Below are 19,411 nucleotides of genomic sequence, written 5' to 3'. Positions count from 1 at the left end.
CCACCCAGCGGTCAGTGACCAACCAGCGGCGTGGGCGGGCTTATAACCACCACCACACACACCCGTCAAACCTAAACCTTCAATTAAATTGAAAGCGAAACGACGACAGCGGCCGAGCCAGAGCTGCCGCCACCTGAGCCCGGATCTCCGGAACCGCGGTCACCTCCCACAGCAAACCGCGCGTCAGAGGACCGATCGCCACCAGCCCTGGCACCGCCTCTCCCGTCGCTGAAAGCAATTGACCATCTGCCTCCGCCCGCAGGCCCAGGCCCACCGCATCCTCCGCCAGCAAGCCGCTCCGCAGCATACCGGCCACGGGTTCGCTGCCTCGCCAGGAAGAAGCGCCATCCGGGCCCACGCAACGGATAATGCGCGCTACCTGGCGTCGTTCCTCGCCGCCGCCACGCCGGCGGATCACCACCTCGGCGCCCTGGTCCTCCGGGTGCCAGTCGGCCAGGCGGCCAGGCATTACCTCGAAGCGCCCGGCATCGCGCTCGGCGGCAAGAAAGGCGCCGATCTCGGGCGCGACCCGATGGCGGTGCACCGCCCAGGCGGCCCGCAGATGACGCAGCACCCGGCGCTTCTCGGCAACGCTCCAGCCCCGCCACAAGCGCTGCACATGGGGACGCACCCCATCGAGAACGGCCTGCCATGGCACCCCTGACGGTAGCGCCTTGGCCAGTTCGGCACGGACAATGCGCAGCGCGGCCAGCGGTCCAGGTCCTTGCTCCAGCGGCACCGGCCAAGCCGGCGGCGGCGCGCCGGGCCGGTGCGCCAGCGGCGCCCAACCGTGCCGGGAAATGCCCAGCACGGGCCCTCGATGCCCCTGCCCTCGCAGCGACAACAGCATATCCACCGCCGTCAGCCCCAGCCCGACCAGCAGCACCGGTGCCTCGGGGTCGAGGTTCTGCACTGCCGCCGGATCCCAGGGATTACCGAAGAAGGGCGGCGTGGCGGGCTCCGCAACAGCGAAGCCGCCCACGGCCAGGGCGACGTGCGAGGCCAGGTGCTCGCCTGTCGCGGTCTGCAGGACGAAGCCTCCACCCGGGCGAGGCAGCAGCGCGGTCACTGCTTCATCCCGGTGTGTCAGCCCTGAACCGGCCTCCGCCAGCCGGTCGCGCAGATAGCGTCCGTAGAGGCAGCGCGGCGCGAAAACCGGCCCGCCCTCGGCCGGTGACGGCGGGGCGTCGGGCTGCGTCGCCAGCCAGTCGGTGAAGTCCGCCGGTTGATCCGGGAAAAGGCTCATGCTGCCCGCCGGCACGTTCAGCAGATGGCGTGGATCGGGCGTTGCGTAGGCGAGGCCAAGGCCCGGGTTCGCCGGCTCAAACATCACCACGGGCCGCTCGGGCATGGCGGCCAACGCCTGCAAAGCCAAGCAGGTGCCGGAAAAGCCGCCGCCAATAATGGCGAGAAGCGGCGGAGCTTCAGACATGCGGGTCTTCCTTGTGCGGAAAAGGCTCAGGGAGCGGGTCTCGCAGCGCCGTGCCGGGGATCGCGGGACAGGCCGCGCCCGGCCAGCGCCGCTTCGTAGGCCGCCCATCGGACCGACTGCTCACGGCCGAGCTGATAGAGGTAATCCCAGGTGTAGATGCCGGTGTCGTGCAGATCGTCGAAAATCAGGCGGATGGCGTAGTTGCCGATCGGCTCGATCTCCAGAATGCCGACCTCGCGCCGTCCCGACACCAGGCGGCGCGGCGCCTCGCCATGGCCGCGATCCTCGGCGGAGGGGCTTTCCACCCGCAGATACTCGGCTGGCAACGCGAAGGCTGCGCCGTCGTCGAAGCGCAGTTCCAAGACGCGCTCGGCCCGGCGTAGGCGGATGTCGGTGGGGAGCGGCATCAGCCCTCGAGCTGACGCGCCTCGTCGGGCAGCATGATCGGGATGCCGTCGCGGATGGGATAGGCGAGGCCTGCCTTCTCGCTCACCAGTTCACCCTTGTCGCGGTCATAGACCAGAGGGCCCTTGGTGACGGGGCAAACCAAGATCTCCAGCAGGCGGGGATCCACGGCGCCGCCGGCGGGAACGCCGGAGGCCGTGCCGGCAGAAGCAGGAGCAGCGGCCGCGGCGGCGCCGGATGCCTGGGAAGAAGCGGGGGCGGGATCGTTCGGGTTCGTCATTGCGGGCGATTCCTGCGCCGGGCGCGGGCGCGCGTCAACCGGGATGAGGCCCGGACCCTGCCCGCCTCATGCGGGCCTTGTAACGCTCCCCGGCCGCTCGATGCGGTCCCTTCCTGTTCCTCCGCGCCGCTGCGCGCCGGCCCGTGGGATGCCGCCGACCGGCTGCGGCCCAGGCCGTTAACTGGGCCTGCCGCCGGCCGCCGGGCCGGCACTGTCGATGCGCAACAGGGAGATCAGCAGTTCCGCCCGCTTCGCCGCATCGGGCGCGATCAGCAAGGTTTGCTTTTCAGCATCGGAGAACGGACAGATCATGCAAAGGGTGGTCACCAGCGCGTCGGGTGCGGCACGCTCCACCGCCGCCCAGTCCGCCTCGATGCCGTGGCGATGAAAATAGGGCCGCAGCGCCGCCATCAGCGCGGTCCTGTCCGGCTCCGCATGCGCGGGATTTTCATCCAGATCGGCCAGGTAGGGACCATAGCCGGGACGCACCCGCCGCACCTCGCGCGGGGTTTCGGGCAGTTCCTCCAGCAGGTCGAACCGCGCCAGCCCCCGCAATGTGATCAGGTAACGGCCATCCTCCGTTTCGGCGAAGGAAGCGATACGGCCAAGGCAGCCGGTACGATAGGGTATGGAGCGGTTGTTGAGGCGGGGCAGCGCCGGGTCCGGCAGCACCATGCCGATCAGCCGGCCACCAGCCAGCGCCTCCTCCACCATGGCGAGGAAGCGCGGCTCGAAGATGTTGAGCGGCAGTCGCGCACCGGGCAAAAGCAGCGCCCCGGCCAGCGGAAAGATCGGCAGCACCGTTGGCAGGGCATCGGGGCGGGGCCTGAACGGGTCCATCTCCGGCAGGCTCCCTCCCTGCCGCGTCAACGAAACAAGAAGGTGGAAAGGCCACGCCGGGCTTTCACCGTGGCCGGGTCCATCGGCCCCCAGGCCTCGAAGAACTTCAGAAGCTGCTTGCGGGCGGCTTCGTCGTTCCAGGCGCGGTCGCGCTTGATCGCCTCCAGCAGCGCGCTGGCGGCGCCGTCACGGTCCTCCATGGCGTTCAGCGCCACGGCCAGATCGATGCGCGCCTGGTGGTCGTCCGGGTCGGCGGCCAGGCGGCTCTCGAACTCGGCCGTGCGCTCGCGTGCGCGGCGGCCTTCGGCTGCCAGCTCCAGGGTCGAGCGCACGGCGGTGATCTCGGCGTGGTTGCGGATCTTCTCCGGCGCATTCTCGATCACGGCGAGCGCCTGGTCTTCCTGCTCCAGCGCGATCAGGCAACGGGCGAGCCCGGCCAGGGCCTCGGCATTCTCGGGCTCTGCCTGGGCCAGGGCGGCGAACAGTTCCAGCGCGCCCTGGTGGTCGCCTTCCTCCACCGCGGCCTTGGCCTCGGCCAGCAGGTCGGCGGCAGGCATCTGGCCACCGGCCACCTTGAGCAGCGCCTCGATGAACTTCTTCAGCTCGGATTCCGGCAGTGCTCCCTGGAACAGGTCGGCGATCTGGCCCTGCCAGAAGGCCACCACGGTGGGCACGGATTGCAGCGGCAGGCCCATCTGGCTGAGCTGCTGCACCAGGGCGCGGTTCTGGTCGATGTCGATCTTCACCAGCCGCACCCGGCCCTGCGCGGCAGTGACCACCTTCTCCAGCGCGGGGGTGAGCTGCTTGCAGGGGCCGCACCACGTGGCCCAGAAATCGACCAGGACGGGAACCTCGCGGCTCGCCTCCACCACATCCTTCATGAAGGATTTGGAGTCGCCGTCCTTGATGATGGCGGCGCCGCCACCGGCGGGCGCCTGCTTGTTCGGGTCGAGGATGGTTTCCATGAGATCTAAAGCACCGGTTCCGGGAATTCCTGCCTGCATAGATGCGTGCCGGACGCCGGTGCGCAAGGCGGTTTCCGCCGATGCTGTGGGGTCAGGCCGTCGCGGCCGGATCGAAAACCTCCGGCGCATGGCCGAGATCGCCCAGGAAGCGCAGCAGGTCAGCCGGCGCAATGCCGGTGCTGGCGGTGTTGGTCAGCGGGTGGAACCAGGCCGTCCCGGCCTCGGCCAGGTTGCGGTCGATGGCGACGCGAACCCGTCCGGGCAGGGTGTTCACCAGGGCGAAGGGTGTCACGGTGCCGGGCCACAGGCCGAGCTCGGCGAACATCTCGTGAGGTTCGGCGAACTGGCCTCGCCCGGCGCCCAGCAGCCGCGTCATGGCATTCACCGAAACCTGCCGCCCCTGTTCCAGGACCAGCAACAGAAAGGGTGCCGGGCCGGGATTGCGCAGCTTCAGGAACAGGTTCTTGGAATGGGCGCCGGGCATGGTGGCGCGCACCTCCCGCCCGTCGGCGGCGGTGAAATGCGCCGCATGCCCTACCGTGCGCGTCCCAATCCCGGCTGCTTCCATCCGCGCGAGCAGCCCTTCCCGTGTTTCGGGAGGGCGGGCGGCGGTGAGCGGAGGCGGGCTGTCCTGGTCCATGGCGACGTCATAGGCCGAATGGCCGGAAGGTGCACGGGGGGCGGCGAGAGCCTCGCTGCCCGGTATCGCGCGCCGGCCGGCGCGCGCACTTCGCTCAGCGCATCGGCAGGGCGTAGAGCAGCCCGCCATTGGTCCACAATTCGTTTGGGCCGCGCGCCAGGCCGACCGGTGTCTTCAGGCCCATGCTGCGCTCATACATCTCGCCGTAATTGCCCATCTTCCTGATGACGTTGGCGGCCCAGTCGGGGCTCAGTTTCAGTGCCTGGCCCAGTTCCGGCGTCACGCCCAGCAGGCGGCGGGTATTGGGGTTGGCGGCCGTGGCCTTCATCTCGTCCACGTTGGCCGAAGTGATCCCCTGCTCTTCCGCCTCGATCACGGCGTTGACGTACCAGCGCACCGTGTCGAACCATTCATCGTCGCCGCGCCGCACATAGGGCCCGTAGGGCTCCTTCGAGAAGCGCTCGCCCAGCACCGTCCAGTCATTGGGGTTGGGCATGGAGGCGCGTGTGGCGGCAAGCTGCGACGCGTCGGTGCCGAAGCTGTCGCAGCGAGCGGCCTGCAGGGCGGCAGCGGCCTGGTCGGTGCGCTCGAACAGCACGGGGGTGAATTGCAGCTTGTTGCTGCGGAAGTAGTCCGCCGTCACCTGCTCATTGGTGGTGCCCTGGATCAGGCAGATGGTGGCACCCGCCATTTCGGAAGCCTTGGTGACGCCGGAGTTCGCCTTCACCATGAAGCCGTGGCCATCGTAGAAGTAGGGGGTGATGGCGCGCAGGCCGAGCGTCACGTCGCGCAGCATCGTATGCGTCGAGGTGCGGAACAGCACGTCGATCTCGCCCGAGCCCAGCGCGGTGAAGCGGGTCGAGGAGGATAGCGGCTGGAAACGGACCTTCTCCGGGTCGTTGAACAGCGCCACCGCCAGGCCGCGGCACAGATCGACGTCCAGCCCCTGCCAGCGGCCCTGGCTGTCCGGCAGGGCGAAGCCGGCAATGCCGTTGTGGATGCCGCAGACCAGCTGCCCGCGCGCCTTGATGGCGTCGAGCGAAGCGCCGGCCTCGGCCGGACGCGGTGCACCCGCGAGGCTGGCCACCAGAGCGGCAGCAGCGAGGAATCCGTGTTTGATCATTGTTGTGATGCCTTCCCGTCAGCAGGCGGAGCGTGCTGAGGGCGGAGGCTTGGCGTCAACCAGGGAAACGGCTGTCACGCGGTTGGGAAACGCGGGAACAGGCCAAGGCGGAGGCAGAAGGGCGATAGGTTGCACAAGGAGTGCGCGGCTCGCCCGCTGCCTTCGGAGGCGGCCGGGACCGCCCATGTCGGGCTCGGAGATGGTCCGCTGGTTCCGCGATCTTTCATCACGCCATTTTCTTTCTTCAACACAGCCCTGAACATTGCCTTGGTTTCGCGGGAGCGCCCCGCTTGCTAAGGGATGGCGAGACGGAAACACCCAGGACCTGCCCTTATGCCTGCTTATCGCTCCCGCACTTCCACCCATGGCCGCAACATGGCCGGCGCGCGCGGCCTGTGGCGCGCCACCGGCATGAAGGACGGCGACTTCGGCAAGCCGATCATCGCCATTGCCAACTCCTTCACCCAGTTCGTACCGGGCCATGTGCATCTGAAGGATCTTGGGCAGCTGGTCGCCGGGGAGATCGCGGCGGCCGGCGGCGTGGCCAAGGAGTTCAACACCATCGCGGTGGATGACGGCATCGCCATGGGGCATGACGGCATGCTCTACAGCCTGCCCTCGCGCGAGCTGATCGCCGACAGCGTGGAGTACATGGTCAACGCGCACTGCGCCGACGCGCTGATCTGCATCTCCAACTGCGACAAGATCACGCCGGGCATGCTGATGGCCGCCATGCGGCTGAACATCCCGACGATCTTCGTTTCCGGCGGGCCGATGGAGGCGGGCAAGGTGGTGCTCTCCACCGGCGCCAGGAAGGTGGACCTGGTGGATGCCATGATCGCCGCCGCCGACACTCGCATCTCCGAGGCCGATGTCGCGGTGATCGAGCGATCGGCGTGCCCGACCTGCGGATCCTGCTCCGGCATGTTCACCGCCAATTCCATGAACTGCCTGACCGAGGCGATGGGGTTGGCGCTGCCGGGCAACGGCTCGATGCTGGCGACGCATGCCGACCGCGAGGGACTGTTCCGCGAGGCCGGGCGCCGCATCGTGGCACTCGCCAAGCAGTACTACGAAGGGGACGACGCCTCGGTGCTGCCGCGCTCCATTGGCAACTTCCAAGGCTTCGAGAACGCGATGACCTGCGACATCGCCATGGGCGGCTCCACCAACACGGTGCTGCACCTACTGGCGGCGGCGCAGGAGGCGGAGGTGGATTTCACCATGGCCGACATCGACCGGCTGTCGCGCCGCGTGCCCTGCCTGTGCAAGGTCGCGCCCAACACCGCCAACGTCCACATGGAGGACGTGCACCGCGCCGGCGGCATCATGGCCATCCTGGGCGAGCTGGACCGCGCCGGGTTGATCCACACCGGCCTGCCGACCGTGCACAGCGAAACCATCGGGGCCGCGCTGGACCAGTGGGACATCGCGCGCTCGCCCAGCGAGGCGGTGCGGGAGTTCTACCGCGCCGGGCCGGGCGGCGTCCCGACCCAAACGGCGTTCAGCCAGGATGCGCGCTACGACACGCTGGATACCGACCGCGATACCGGCTGCCTGCGCAGCGCCGCGCACGCATTCAGCAAGGATGGCGGGTTGGCCGTGCTGTACGGCAACCTGGCCGAGCAGGGCTGCATCGTGAAGACGGCCGGGGTGGACGAGAACATCCTGAAGTTCAACGGCACGGCACGGGTGTTCGAGAGCCAGGATGCCGCCGTGTCGGGCATCCTCGGCGGCGCGGTGGAGCCGGGCGACATCGTGCTGATCCGCTACGAGGGGCCGAAGGGTGGGCCGGGCATGCAGGAGATGCTTTACCCGACCAGCTACCTGAAGTCGAAGGGGCTGGGGAAGGTCTGCGCGCTGGTCACCGATGGGCGGTTTTCCGGCGGGTCGTCGGGGCTGTCGATCGGCCATGTCTCGCCCGAGGCGGCGGAAGGCGGGCTGATCGGGCTGGTGGAGAATGGCGACCGCATCGAGATCGACATTCCGGCACGCACCATCCACCTCGCCGTCGATCCGGCGGAGCTGGCCCGCCGGGCCGAGGCGATGGAGAAGAGCGACACGCCATTCCAACCTTCCGGCCGCAAGCGGCGGGTTTCGGCGGCGCTGCAGGCCTATGCGGCGCTGACCACCTCGGCGGCACGCGGTGCGGTGCGCGACGTGACGCAGGTGCAGCGCCGGCGGTGAAGGCGTCCGAGGGAGGGACGGAGCCCCCCTAACCCGCACCAGAGGATAGTGATGAATATCACCCCCCGCCTTTCCGCCCCGGCTGCCTTGCGCAACCGCGGCCCGATCCTGGACGTGCTGCGGCGTGTTCTGCCCGAGGCGGGGCTGGTGCTGGAGGTTGCCAGCGGCACAGGTGAGCATGTGGCGCATTTCGCCGCCGCCCTGCCCGGGCTGGACTGGCAGCCCACGGAGCCCACGCCCGAGGGCCGGGCCAGCATCGATTCCTGGGCCGAGGGCCTGCCCAATCTGCGCCGGGCCCTGCCGCTGGATGCCGCCGCGCCGGGCTGGCCCGTGGAACGCGCCGATGCCGTGCTGTGCAGCAACATGATCCATATCGCGCCCTGGGCTGCGGCCGAGGGGCTGTTTGCCGGCGCGGCGCGGCTGCTGCCGACGGGCGGGCTGCTGGCGCTCTACGGGCCGTTCCGCTTCGCCGGGCACGTGCTGGAGCGGGGCAATGCGGACTTCGACGCCAGCCTGCGGGCGAGAAACCCGGAATGGGGGCTCAGGCTGGCGGAGGATGTGGCGGCGCTGGGTGCACGGTGCGGCTTCGGCGCGCCGGAGGTTGTCGCCATGCCGGCCAGCAACCGCATGCTACTGTTCCGTCGCGCGCCCTGAACGGGGGTGGTCCAGGAGACCTTGTAAAGTAAAACGATCGCTTTACATGATCGCTATGGACAAGCGCAGCGACATGATCGCCGGGGCGATGCTCGCCTTCGAGGCGGAGGGCTTCAGAGGCATCGGGGTGGACGCAGTGCTTGCCGCCTCCGGCGCCTCGACGCGCACCCTCTACAAGCATTTCGGCTCACGCGACGGGCTGGTGCTCGCGGTGCTGGAACACCGGCACCGCATCTTCATGGACTGCATCGCGGGCAGTGTGGCCGATCCGGTCGGTGCCCTGTTCGAGACGCTGGAACAATGGCTCACCGAGCGCGGGGCACGGGGCTGCATGCTGCTGCGCGCCCGCAGCGAGTATGCCGGCGCCAATGCCGAAGTGGTCGCCCTGGTGCGGCGGCAGAAGGAGGAGTTCGGGGCCGAGATCGCACGGCGGGTCGCGGCGGCACTGGGCCGCGCCGACGCCGCCCTTGCAACCCAGATCTGGCTCTTGTTCGAGGGTGCGACGGCTGCGGCCAGCGTGTCGGGGATGTCGGCCGTGGACGCCGCCCGGGCTGCCGCCGCCACCCTTCTGGCCGCCGCGCGGGGGTCGGCGGCATGAGCAGGCGGATCAACCTCGTCGCGGCCGCCTTCGCGCTGACCGCGCTGACCTACGGTCTGGCGCGCTTTGCCTTCGGCCTCCTGCTGCCCGCCATCCGGGAGGAGCTTTCCCTGCCGGCCACGGCGGCGGGCTGGATCGGCGGCGGCGCCTTCGCGGCCTATTGCATCGGCATCGTGTTCGCCTTCACCGCCGGGGAATGGCTCGGCGAGCGCCGCACCACCCTGGCCGCCGGTGCTGCGGCGAGCTGTGGCTTGGCTCTGGCGGCCCTGGCATCCTCGGGCTGGGGGCTGGGCCTCGCGATGGCCCTGGCCGGGCTGAGCACGGGCCTGACCTCGCCCCCCCTGGCCGCCGTAGTGGCGCGCTGCCTCGACGGATCAGCGCGGGCCAAGGCAAACGGGGCCATCAATGCCGGCACGGCCGCCGGCATCATCCTGTCCGGCATCGCCGTCATGGTCTTTGCTGACGGCTGGCGCGTGCTGTACGGACTGTTCGCCATCACGGGCGCGGCGGTGACATTGTGGGTGTGGCTCGCCGTGCCGCCGAGCACCCGGCGGGATGCGCCCGGCGCGCTGCGCCTGGCCGATCTGGCCCGCCCCGGCGCCCTGGGGCTCTGCGCCAGTGGCTGGCTGATGGGCGCAGCCAGCACGGCGATCTGGACCTTCGGAGCCAACATCATGCGCGAGGAGCTGGGGGCCGGAGAGGGGCGGATCGCCCTCGCCTGGATCGTTCTGGGCCTGGCTGGCATCGCAGGCGCCGCGACCGGCCTCCTCACCACCCGCTTCGGGACCGGCGCGGTGCACCGCGCCGCCCTGCTGGCCATGGCCGCCGCCCTGATCGGATTCGCCGCCGCGAAGCTGGCGCCGGCAGCCACCCTTCCGGTGATGGCACTGTTCGGCCTGGCCTACATCGTGTCCAGTGGGGTCCTGCTGCTGTGGGGCATTGAGTTGTTCCCCGACCGGCCCGATGCCGGGCTTGGCCTGCCCTTTCTGATGGTTGCGCTGGGGCAGACAGCGGGCGCGCCCTTCTTCGGCTTCGCTTGGGAAGCAGCGGGCAGCACGGCGGCGCTCGGCTGTTTCGCCGCCCTGCTGGCAGGCGCCGCGGGATGGGGTCCGGCGACCGCGCCGGAACAGGCAGGCGGCGTCGCCTCAGGACCGGGCTGCGGCTCGGCGCCGCAGCAGGTCTGATGGCGGCTGGCATTCGCCGTGGCATGGCTACGCTTGCGGCCTTTCCTTGTGCCCGGCTTCCGCACTATATGCTTCATATACGGATCGTATAGTATGGAGCTTGCCATGGGCATCGTGAACATCGAGGATGAGCTGCACGAGCAGCTTCGCCGGGCCAGCCGCGCGTCCTGCCGGTCGATCAACGCCCAGGCGGCGTTCTGGATCAGGATCGGCATGCTGTGCGAGCTGAACCCAGGCCTCAGCTTCCAGGAACTCGTGGCGCGCGAGTTGCGGGAAGCCGGTGTCGAGCCCCGCGCCTTGACGGCCACGGCGGCATGACCAAGACACCGGCCGAGCTTGATCTGATGGCGGAGGCGGGGCGCCTGCTGGCATCGGTGTTCGCCCACCTGGACGGGCTCCCGCTCGCCGGGATGAGCACCTTGCAGGTGAACGACCTGGTGGAGGCCTTCATCGTGGACCGCTTGGGGGCACGGCCCGCCAGCAAGGGCCAGTACGGCTTTGGCTTCGTGTTGAACAGTTCGCGCAACGAGGTGGTCTGCCATGGCGTGCCGTCGAAAGACGACATCCTGCGGGATGGCGACATCGTCAATCTGGACATCACGCTCGAGAAGGGCGGCTTCATCGCCGATTCCAGCAAGACCTTCCTGATCGGCAACGTGCCCCCCGCCGCGCAGAGGCTGGTCCGCACGGCCTATGAGGCCTTGTGGAAGGGCATCCATGCCGTGCGTCCGGGAACAAGGCTGGGCGATATCGGCTTCGCCATCGAGCGGCACGCCAGGCGAAACGGTTATTCCGTGGTGCGGGAATTCTGCGGCCACGGGATCGGGCGCGAAATGCACGAGGCGCCGCAGGTGCTGCATTTCGGCAGGCCGGGAACGGGCCTCAGGTTGCGGGAAGGCATGGTCTTCACCATCGAGCCCATGCTGAACCAGGGCCACCGGGCGGTGCGGACGGAAGATGACGGCTGGACCGTGGTCACGGCCGACCGCAAGCTGTCCGCGCAGTTCGAGCACACCGTCGCGGTCACCGGCAACGGGGTGCGGGTATTGACGCTGCGTCCGGACGAGGCAGGGTGGGTGCCCGGCGCCTAGCACCCGCCGCGGGTGCTTGGCCGGTAGCCTCCCCGGAATGCGGGGCCGCCTCAGCCGAAGGGCAGGCGCAGCCCAGCCTCCTGCCAGGGCATCTGCGCCAGCTTCCCGGTGGAGGACAGGGTGATCCAGGCCGTGCGCAGGTCTGGCCCACCGAAGCAGATGTTGGTGGGCCACGGATCGGGCATGGTCACCACATCCAGGATCTCGCCTTCGGGCGAAACGGTGGTGATCTCGCCCGCCACCAGCGTGGCCACCACGATGTTGCCTGAGGCGGCGATGGCCAGGCTGTCGAGCCTCCGGTAGCCGGGAAACTGGCAGAGCATGCGGCCGCCATGCGGGCTGGGCCAGGGCGCCTTGCGCAACGTGCCGCTGCCGGTGACATCCCAGGCCCAAAGGCGGCCGGTCTCGGTTTCGGCCACGTAGACGGTGCGGCCATCGGGCGAAACGCCGACGCCGTTGGCCCCGCCGGGAATAGGGTGCGCCGCCTCCACGATGCGGGAGCCATCTGCGGCGGCCCAGTACAGCCCGCCATGGTCGCGGTCACGGGGGCGGGACTTGCCAAGATCGCTGAACCAGAAGCCTTCCTGGCCATCGAACATCAGGTCGTTGGGGCCCTTCAGCGGGTGGTCGCCGACACGGTCGTAGAGGCGACGGACCTGGCCGCTGTGCGGGTCCAGTGTTTCGATGCGGCCCGTCTGGTAGTCGGCGGCCTGGCCGGTCGGGCGGAGAAAGCCGCCATCCTCGGTGAAGGCGAAGCCGCCATTGTTGCAAAGGAAGAACAGCCCGTCCGGCCCGAGGGCCAGCCCGTTGGGCCCACCGGGCACGGTGGCGATGGTGGAACGCCCGCCATCGGGGCCGATGCGAGTGACGCGGCGTGCCTCGATCTCCACGAGGGCGACGCTGCCGTCAGGCAGGGCCACGGGGCCTTCGGGGAAGCGCAGGTCCTCTGCCAGGATCACCAGGCGGCTCTCGTCCATGCGGGTATTCCCTCGGTGTTCTCGCTGATTGCCGCATGAAAACGCTGCCGGCTCAAGCGGCGGCTATCGGCCTGGCGCCAGGCCGATCAGCCGAGCCGCCTCCATGGCGGCGCCGCGGGTGGGAGGCAGGATGGCCTCGGCCCGCACCGTCATCAGCACCACGCTGACCACCTGGGCGATCCATTCCACATGCATCTCGCGCGCGAACCAGAAGGGTTCATCGGGCTGGCCTGCGGCGACGGCAGCGGCGGCGCGGGCCTCGGCCAGCAATGCGCGCATGGCGGCCGCCATGCCGTCGCCGCGTAGCGCCTCGCGGCATTCCTCCACGGCACGCTCGGCTCCCGCGAAGGCCAGTGCGCCACCGCCGCGCGCCTGGCGTAGCCGCGCTTCTTCCAGCGTGTCGTCGAGAAGGATGTTGAGGAAGTCGCGAATCAGCATGGGCCTCGCCTCCATCCAGTGGGGACGAGGCTGGACCCGGGCCGGTGCGGAAGGCAAGCCTTCCGCACCGGCCCGGGGCCGGATCAACCCAGCGTGGCGCTCAGGCTGATCTCGGCATTCAGCACCTTGGAGACGGGGCAGCCGGCCTTGGCGGCGGCGGCGATCTCCTGGAACTTCGCGTCGTCGATGCCAGGCACGGTGGCCTTCAGCGTCAGCTTCGAACTGGTGATGGCGAAGCCGCCATCCTTCTGCTCCAGCGACACCTCCGCCGAGCTATCGAGCTTCTCGGCGGTGAAACCGGCATCGCCCAGCGCCTTCGAAAGCGCCATGCTGAAGCAGGCGGCATGGGCGGCGGCGATCAGCTCCTCCGGGTTAGTGCCGGGCTTGCCTTCGAAGCGGGTGCCGAAGCCATAGGCCTGATCCTTGAGCACGCCGCTCTTGGTCGAGATGGCGCCCTTGCCGTCCTTGATGCCGCCCTGCCAGACGGCGCTGCCGGTGCTCTTCATGCGTCTTCTCCTCCATGGGGGGCCATCGCGGCCCGGAAGGGGAGAATGCCCGAGGATGCCCGGGGTTGTCAGCCGCTGGACCCTCGCAAGATCAGCCGGCCCCGCAGGGCGATGGTTTCGTCCGGTGCAACGGCGCCGGCGATGCGGGCCTGCAGCAGGTCCAATGCTCGGCCGATCATTGCTGGCAGCGGCTGTTCGACCGTGGTGAGGTCATAGATCGGCCAAGCCGCCTGGGGCAGGCCGTCGAAGCCCACCACCGCCACCTCCCCCGGCACGGCGATGCCGGCCAGCCGCAGCGCGTCCAGCAGTCCCATCGCCATGATGTCGCTGACAGAGAAGACGGCACCCGGGCGCTCCGCCACCGGCAAGGCTGCCAGGGCGCGCCCGGCCTCGAAGCCGCCTTCGTAGGTGGAGCGACCGTCAAACAGCAGCGGCGGCTCGATCCCCGCCGCGGCCAGTCGCTGTGCGAAGCCGCGATGCCGCTCCTCCCCCGTGGAAGAGGAGGCGGAGGTTCGCATCAGGGCGAAGCGGCGGTGGCCGCGCGCCAGCAGCAGCTCGGCCAGTTCGGCGGCGCCGGCGATGTTGTCGGCAGTGACGGCCGAAGAGTGCATGCGCGGCCGCCGGTTGACCATGACCACCGGCACACCGTTGGCTCGGCAGATCTCCGCCACATGCGAGGGCAGCTCGACCGAGGTCATCAGGCAGCCATCCACCTGGTACTGCAGGAGGGCGTGGGCGGTGCTGTCCTCGACCGGTCCGGCGCCGGCATGGATCACCAGCAGCCGCATGCCACGTGGCGCCACCTGCCGCGCCGCCTCGTGCAGCAGCTCCGTGTAGAAGGGGTTGGCGGAGGCGCCGACCACGATGCCGATCAGTCCGGAGCGACCGGAGGAGAGGGTGCGGGCGGACGCGTGCGGCGTGTAGCCCAGCTCCTTGGCCAGCCGGGCGATGCGCGCGCGCGTCTCCGACGAGATGCGCGGATCACCCTTCAGCGCACGGGAAATGGTGGACGGCGCGACGCCGGCCACGCGCGACAGGGTCACGATGGTGGCGCGGCGCGGGGCCGCCAGCAGCTCGGACTCGCTCATGCAAACATTATAGCATGAAAATGGATGCGCAAATGTTTGCGCTAAATTGCAGCCGGGTTGGCGATCCCACACTTCAGTGAGAGGCAGCTTCCAGCTTGACACACCGCGGGAGAACTGCGCTAGATCGGATCAGGAAGCGCCAACGTTTGCGCATCTAGCAGATGGCGCCCGAGGAAACACAGGCCAGCCCCGCCCCGCATCCGCCTCACGCGGCGGGCGGCGCCGTGCCCAGAGAAAGGTCAGCCCCATGAGCGGCACCCAACGCCAGATGAAGATGGTGGGCTTTCTGCAGGCGCAGAACTGCTCCATCGCGCCCGGCTCCTGGCGCCACCCCGCCAACCCGATGGACTTCACCACCGCGAAGTATTTCCAGCGGATCGGCCGCGCGCTGGAGGACGGCAAGTTCCACCTCGCCTTCTTCGACGACCGGCTGGCGATGCCCGACATCTACAAGAATGACCATCGCGACGCGGTGGAGAACGGCGTGCGGGTCGTGAAGATGGACCCGGCCACCATCATCACCGCCATCGGCATGGCGACAGAGAAGCTCGGCCTCGGCGTCACCTACTCCACGACCTACTACGAGCCGTTCCACGTGGCGCGGCTGTTCGGCACGCTGGACCTGATGAGCGGCGGGCGCGCGGCCTGGAACGTCGTCACCTCGCTGAACTCATCCGAGGCCGCCAATTTCGGCCGCACCGAGCACCTGGCGCACGACCTGCGCTACGAGCGCGCCGACGAGTTCATGGAAGTGGTGATGGGGCTGTGGGACAGCTGGGAGGATGGCGCCATCATCGGCGACAAGGCTTCCGGCCGCTTCGCCGACGGCACCAAGGTCCACAAGCTGAACCACCAGGGGAAGTACTTCTCCTCCGCCGGGCCACTGCCGGTGCCGCGCTCGCCGCAGGGCCACCCGGTGCTGATCCAGGCCGGGCAAAGCGGGCGCGGGCGGCAGTTCGCCGGCCGCTGGGGCGAGCTGATCTTCGTGGTCTACCCGAACATGGCGATGGGCCAGAAGCAGTATGGCGAGCTGAAGGCCGCCGTCGCCGCTGAGGGGCGCGACCCCGACAGCGTCGCCGTCTGCCCCGCCTGCTACGTCTGTGTCGGCGAAACCCAGGCCATCGCCGAGGAGAAGCGCGAATACATCCGGGCGCTCGCCAAGCCGATCGACGCCATGGTGCTGCTGTCCGAGGCGCTGAACTTCGATTTCGGCTCCAAGGACCCAGACAGCGAGTTCACCGACGAGGAGCTGAAGAAGATCTCCTGGACCGGCTTCAAGGAGCGCGTGGTCAACCTGTCCGGCAAGCCGAACCCGACCGTGCGCGACTTCGTGCATTTCTCCGGCCGCGGCACCATCGGCGAGTTCCCCATCTTCTGCGGCACGCCCACGCAGGTTGCCGATCAGATGGAGGAATGGTTCAGCGCCCGTGCCTGCGACGGCTTCGTGCTGGCGGCGACGCACATGTCCGGCGCGTTCGAGGAGTTCAGCCGCTACGTGGTGCCCGAGCTGCAGCGGCGCGGCCTGTACCACAAGGATTACGCCGGCAGCACGCTGCGCGAGAACCTTGGCCTGCAGCGCCCCGAGGTCGGCGCTTGGCGCAAGGGCGCGATGCGCCAGGCCTCCTGAGAAGCCCGCTCACCCGAAAAAACGTCCAGGGAACAACCAGATCATGCTCACCACCCGCCGCGTTTTGCTGGGCGCTGCCCTTGCTGCCCCTGCCCTGCGCCCGGCCCGGGCGCAGGACAAGTGGCCGAGCCGCCCGGTGCGCATCGTCGTGCCCTACGCGCCCGGCGGCGGCACGGATGTGACCACGCGCGCCATCGCCGACATCCTGTCCAAGAAGCTCGGCCAGAACTTCGTGATCGAGAACCGCGCCGGAGCCAACGGCATTGTCGGGACCGAGGGGGTCGCGCGGGAACGGCCGGATGGCTACAGCTTCGTGGCCGCCACCAGCACCCATGTGATGAACCGTCACATCATGCCGAGCCTGCCTTACCACCCGATCAACGATTTCACCCCCATCGCCATGCTGGCGCGCTACCCGCTGGTGCTGATGACCGGCAAGGACAGCAAGTACCATACGCTGGCCGAACTGATCGCCGACGCCAAGGCGCAGAAGGGGCAGATCGCGCAGGGAACCTCGGACGCGCAGTCTTCCTTTGCTGCCAACAACTTCGCCCGGCAGGCCGGCGTGGAGCTGGTGGAGGTGCCCTATCGTGGCTCCGGCGCCTATCTGGCCGAGCTGACGGGCGGGCACCTGCCGGTCGCCTGGGGCAGCACGGCGACGGCCATGCCGCTGCTCGCCTCCGGCACGGTCCGGGTGCTCGCCGTCAGCTCGCCGGAGCGGTCGCGCTTCCTGCCCGACATCCCGACCCTGCAGGAAGGCGGCGTTTCCGGTGCCGAGATGATCGGCTGGTTCGGGCTGTTCGCGCCCGCCAAGCTGCCGGACGGCATCGCCGACCGGCTCAACACGGCGATCAACGAGGCCTTCGATGAACCGGTGCTGAAGCAGCGCATGCAGACCCTGGCGGTGGACCCGGCGCCTACCCCGCGCGCCGAACTGTCCGCGCTGATGTTGCGCGAGGACCAGCGCTGGGAAGACGCGGCGCGCAACAACCTGCTGCCGCGCGGCTGAGCACCGTCCAGCACCGCCTCCATCGGGCATGGCGCATTGACGCGCCGTGCCGTCCCGATCCCCTCCAGCCCGGGCGCGAGCCGCCCAGGAGCGAGCCTTGAACGAATACCGGATGCTCTCGACCAGCGGCATTCTCGGCTATGGATACGCCGAGGAGTCGCTCAAGATCGGCATGTCGTGGGAGCCGCATCTGATCGGCTGTGACGGCGGCAGCACCGATCCTGGACCGTATTACCTCGGTGCGGGCAAGTCCTTCGTTTCGCGCCTGTCGGCCAAGCGCGACCTGCGGCTGATGCTGATGGCAGCCGTGGCGGCGAAGATTCCGTGCATCATCGGCACCTCCGGCGGGGCCGGGGGCGAGCCGCACCTGCAGGACACCGCCGCCCTGGTGCGCGAGATCGCCCGCGAGGAAGGCCTGTCCTTCAAGATGGCGCTGATCCATTCGGAGCAGAGCAAGCCATCGCTGATCGAGCGGGTTCGCGCCGGGCAAACCCGACCGCTGGGCAAAATGCCGCCGCTGGACGAGGCCCGCATCGAGCGCGCCGAGCGCATTGTCGGCATGATGGGGCCCGAGCCCTTCCAGAAGGCACTGGATGGCGGCGCGCAGGTGATCCTGGCTGGCCGGTCGAGCGACCCGGCGCAATGGGCCGGTCCCGCCATGCGGGCCGGCATCCCGCCCGCCCCGGCTTGGTATGCGGGCAAGATGCTGGAATGCGGTGCCGAGCCTTCTGTGCCGAAGGAGCCGGACAACATCTTCCTGCGGGTGCGCGACGATCACCTGATCTGCGAGCCGCCGAATCCGATCCGCCGCTCCACGCCGTTGGCGGTGGCGAACTTCGCGCTGCACGAGAATTCCAGCCCGATCCACCATACCGAGCCGGGCGGGCTGCTGGACACCAGCGACTGCGTGTTCGAGGCGATCAGCGACCGCGCCGTCAAAGTCAGCGGCATGAGCTGGACCGCGGCCGAGCAGTATACGGTCAAGCTGGAGGGGGTGGAACGCGCCGGCTACCGCGCCATCACCATCTGCGGCACGCGCGACCCGGTGCTGATCGGCCAGATCGACAGCTACCTGGCGACGCACCGCGAGAAGGTGGCGGCCAAAGCCGCGTCCTTCGGCGTCCCGCCGGAGGACTACACCATGGTCGTCCGCACCTATGGCAAGGACGGCGTCATGGCAGGGTGGGAGCCGGTGAAGCAGATCATGTCCCACGAGCTTGGCTTCGTGGTGGAGATCGTGGCCCGCACACAGGACATCGCCAACGCCGTGGTGGCCATGGCACGCACCTCGATGCTGCATGCCGACTTCCCTGGGCGCCTGTGCAAGGAGGGCAACATGGCCTTTCCGTTCAGCCCGTCCGACATCGAGCTGGGCCCGATGTTCCGCTTCAGCATCTTTCACGTGGTCGCACCGAACGATCCGTACGAGATGTTCCCGATCGAATACGAGACCGTGTGAGGACCCCGCCATGCCCCGCATCCGCGACATCGCGCAGATCTGCAAGAGCAAGAATGCCGGCCCCTTCATGGTCACCATCGACGTGTTGTTCGAGGACCATGATGTCTACCGGCAGGTCAAGGCGACGGGGGTGCTGAACGCCGCCCTGTTCGCACGCCTCTACGGCGTCGAGGAGCAGGACGTGCTCTTCACTCCCTACGACACGGCGGCCGCCTTCAAGGCCACCCTGCCGCGCCTGGTGCCGGCGGGCGACATCGGTGACACGGATGTGTACGGCGCGCAGCAGCACGCACCGCTGCTGGATGTGGAGATCCCGGTCAACATCGTGCCACGGTGATCGAGCCAGCCAGGGCGCAGCCGGCGGGTTCCATCGGCCCGTAGCGTCCTGGTTGAGAAAACATCGAAAACTCTCTCCCGATCACGTCTTCGCGTTCCAGTCCGTGAGACGAAGGCATTTGCGGCGGTCTTCATCTTTTCGTGCTGGAATACTCTCGCTGTTTGTGAAGCTTCCGCTGTTGTCAGCGCGTTTGACGACAGAGGAAAGACCGATGGCGGGACCAGGATGATGACAAGGCCAAGCTCGGAGCGACTGGACTGGCTGGCCGATGCCGGCTGGACCATTGGTGAACGCCATCCGCTGCGCCGCCAGGGCGAGCCGGGCGCCTTCATGGCCCTGGCGCCGGATGGCCGTTGGTGCGTGGTGGGCGACGACCTTGCGCCCTTGGTCGAACAGGCCTGGGACCACCAGTATCCCGCGCCGCGTCCGCATGCCCCGCGACCTGCCCGGCCTTCCCTGCTGGGAGACCTGCTTTCGGGTCTGCTGCGCCGGGCTTGAGCTGACGCTTCCGGTCAGGCTGAAAGCCCGGCCGGATACTTTTGGCCCTTGATCGGGGCCGGATGCCTCTCGG

Annotated in this window: 22 protein-coding genes; 11 read left to right on the top strand and 11 right to left on the bottom strand. The window is 68.9% G+C overall.

The window, feature by feature from the left end:
* Positions 1–79 precede the first annotated feature (79 nt).
* From ACFOD4_RS01795 to ACFOD4_RS01765, 7 genes are all read right to left on the bottom strand, one after another.
* A complete protein-coding gene (locus tag ACFOD4_RS01795; protein WP_379592991.1) occupies positions 80–1,432 on the bottom strand; it encodes an FAD/NAD(P)-binding protein in 1,353 nt (450 codons plus the stop codon).
* A gap of 26 nt (positions 1,433–1,458) precedes the next feature.
* Positions 1,459–1,839 (bottom strand): gamma-butyrobetaine hydroxylase-like domain-containing protein, encoded by a 381-nt coding sequence (locus ACFOD4_RS01790; RefSeq protein WP_379592989.1) that lies wholly within the window; start codon positions 1,837–1,839, stop codon positions 1,459–1,461.
* A complete protein-coding gene (locus ACFOD4_RS01785; RefSeq protein ID WP_379593003.1) occupies positions 1,839–2,006 on the bottom strand; it encodes a Trm112 family protein in 168 nt (55 codons plus the stop codon). The genes ACFOD4_RS01790 and ACFOD4_RS01785 overlap by 1 nt, the downstream gene beginning before the upstream one ends.
* 288 nt (positions 2,007–2,294) lie before the next feature.
* Positions 2,295–2,957, bottom strand: a complete 663-nt coding sequence (locus ACFOD4_RS01780) for an LON peptidase substrate-binding domain-containing protein (RefSeq protein WP_379592987.1) — start codon at positions 2,955–2,957, stop codon at positions 2,295–2,297.
* Positions 2,958–2,983: 26 nt separating this feature from the next.
* Entirely contained in the window at positions 2,984–3,922 is a 939-nt protein-coding gene (locus ACFOD4_RS01775; protein WP_379592985.1) for a tetratricopeptide repeat protein, read from the bottom strand.
* 91 nt (positions 3,923–4,013) lie between these two features.
* On the bottom strand, positions 4,014–4,562 hold the full coding sequence (locus ACFOD4_RS01770) for a YbaK/EbsC family protein (protein ID WP_379592983.1): 549 nt from the start codon (positions 4,560–4,562) through the stop codon (positions 4,014–4,016).
* A gap of 94 nt (positions 4,563–4,656) precedes the next feature.
* The gene (locus tag ACFOD4_RS01765) at positions 4,657–5,685 is read right to left on the bottom strand and encodes an amino acid ABC transporter substrate-binding protein (protein WP_379592981.1); all 1,029 of its coding nucleotides are present in this window, start codon (positions 5,683–5,685) and stop codon (positions 4,657–4,659) included.
* 333 nt (positions 5,686–6,018) lie between these two features.
* On the opposite strand from ACFOD4_RS01765, the gene ilvD reads away from it, so the two are divergent.
* From ilvD to map, 6 genes are all read left to right on the top strand, one after another.
* Entirely contained in the window at positions 6,019–7,872 is a 1,854-nt protein-coding gene (gene ilvD, locus ACFOD4_RS01760) for a dihydroxy-acid dehydratase (RefSeq protein ID WP_379592979.1), read from the top strand.
* Positions 7,873–7,923: 51 nt separating this feature from the next.
* Positions 7,924–8,526 (top strand): DUF938 domain-containing protein, encoded by a 603-nt coding sequence (locus ACFOD4_RS01755; protein ID WP_379592977.1) that lies wholly within the window; start codon positions 7,924–7,926, stop codon positions 8,524–8,526.
* Positions 8,527–8,572: 46 nt separating this feature from the next.
* Positions 8,573–9,124, top strand: a complete 552-nt coding sequence (locus ACFOD4_RS01750; protein ID WP_379592975.1) for a TetR/AcrR family transcriptional regulator — start codon at positions 8,573–8,575, stop codon at positions 9,122–9,124.
* On the top strand, positions 9,121–10,308 hold the full coding sequence (locus ACFOD4_RS01745; protein ID WP_379592973.1) for an MFS transporter: 1,188 nt from the start codon (positions 9,121–9,123) through the stop codon (positions 10,306–10,308). Before ACFOD4_RS01750 ends, ACFOD4_RS01745 begins: the two co-directional genes overlap by 4 nt.
* Before the next feature lie 105 nt (positions 10,309–10,413).
* The gene (locus ACFOD4_RS01740; protein ID WP_379592971.1) at positions 10,414–10,626 is read left to right on the top strand and encodes a ParD-like family protein; all 213 of its coding nucleotides are present in this window, start codon (positions 10,414–10,416) and stop codon (positions 10,624–10,626) included.
* Positions 10,623–11,399 carry a type I methionyl aminopeptidase gene (gene map, locus ACFOD4_RS01735; RefSeq protein ID WP_379592969.1) on the top strand — a complete coding sequence of 259 codons (777 nt, stop codon included), beginning with the start codon at positions 10,623–10,625 and terminating at the stop codon, positions 11,397–11,399. The genes ACFOD4_RS01740 and map overlap by 4 nt, the downstream gene beginning before the upstream one ends.
* Before the next feature lie 50 nt (positions 11,400–11,449).
* Here map and ACFOD4_RS01730 read toward each other — a convergent pair whose 3' ends face one another.
* From ACFOD4_RS01730 to ACFOD4_RS01715, 4 genes are all read right to left on the bottom strand, one after another.
* Positions 11,450–12,376 carry an SMP-30/gluconolactonase/LRE family protein gene (locus tag ACFOD4_RS01730; protein ID WP_379592967.1) on the bottom strand — a complete coding sequence of 309 codons (927 nt, stop codon included), beginning with the start codon at positions 12,374–12,376 and terminating at the stop codon, positions 11,450–11,452.
* A gap of 63 nt (positions 12,377–12,439) precedes the next feature.
* Positions 12,440–12,814, bottom strand: coding sequence for a hypothetical protein (locus ACFOD4_RS01725; protein ID WP_379592965.1), 375 nt, complete (start codon positions 12,812–12,814; stop codon positions 12,440–12,442).
* Positions 12,815–12,897: 83 nt separating this feature from the next.
* Positions 12,898–13,320, bottom strand: coding sequence for an OsmC family protein (locus tag ACFOD4_RS01720; protein ID WP_379592963.1), 423 nt, complete (start codon positions 13,318–13,320; stop codon positions 12,898–12,900).
* 68 nt (positions 13,321–13,388) lie between these two features.
* Entirely contained in the window at positions 13,389–14,408 is a 1,020-nt protein-coding gene (locus ACFOD4_RS01715; RefSeq protein ID WP_379592961.1) for a LacI family DNA-binding transcriptional regulator, read from the bottom strand.
* Positions 14,409–14,655: 247 nt separating this feature from the next.
* Here ACFOD4_RS01715 and ACFOD4_RS01710 point away from each other — a divergent pair, with 247 nt between their 5' ends.
* The 5 genes from ACFOD4_RS01710 (at position 14,656) to ACFOD4_RS01690 (ending at position 19,338) form a co-directional block, all read left to right on the top strand.
* A complete protein-coding gene (locus ACFOD4_RS01710; RefSeq protein WP_379592959.1) occupies positions 14,656–16,035 on the top strand; it encodes an LLM class flavin-dependent oxidoreductase in 1,380 nt (459 codons plus the stop codon).
* A 43-nt stretch (positions 16,036–16,078) separates the two neighbouring features.
* Positions 16,079–17,044, top strand: coding sequence for a Bug family tripartite tricarboxylate transporter substrate binding protein (locus tag ACFOD4_RS01705; protein WP_379592957.1), 966 nt, complete (start codon positions 16,079–16,081; stop codon positions 17,042–17,044).
* 97 nt (positions 17,045–17,141) lie between these two features.
* Complete coding sequence (locus tag ACFOD4_RS01700) at positions 17,142–18,503, top strand: acyclic terpene utilization AtuA family protein (protein ID WP_379592955.1); 1,362 nt, start codon at positions 17,142–17,144, stop codon at positions 18,501–18,503.
* A 10-nt stretch (positions 18,504–18,513) separates the two neighbouring features.
* The gene (locus ACFOD4_RS01695; protein WP_379592953.1) at positions 18,514–18,840 is read left to right on the top strand and encodes a DUF4387 domain-containing protein; all 327 of its coding nucleotides are present in this window, start codon (positions 18,514–18,516) and stop codon (positions 18,838–18,840) included.
* 228 nt (positions 18,841–19,068) lie between these two features.
* Positions 19,069–19,338, top strand: coding sequence for a hypothetical protein (locus tag ACFOD4_RS01690; RefSeq protein ID WP_379592951.1), 270 nt, complete (start codon positions 19,069–19,071; stop codon positions 19,336–19,338).
* Positions 19,339–19,411 lie beyond the last annotated feature (73 nt).

This window comes from Teichococcus globiformis (assembly GCF_042646265.1).
Lineage (GTDB): Bacteria > Pseudomonadota > Alphaproteobacteria > Acetobacterales > Acetobacteraceae > Pseudoroseomonas > Pseudoroseomonas globiformis.
Note: the sequence above shows the minus strand (reverse complement) of the source record. Positions and strands in the feature narration are given on the sequence as shown.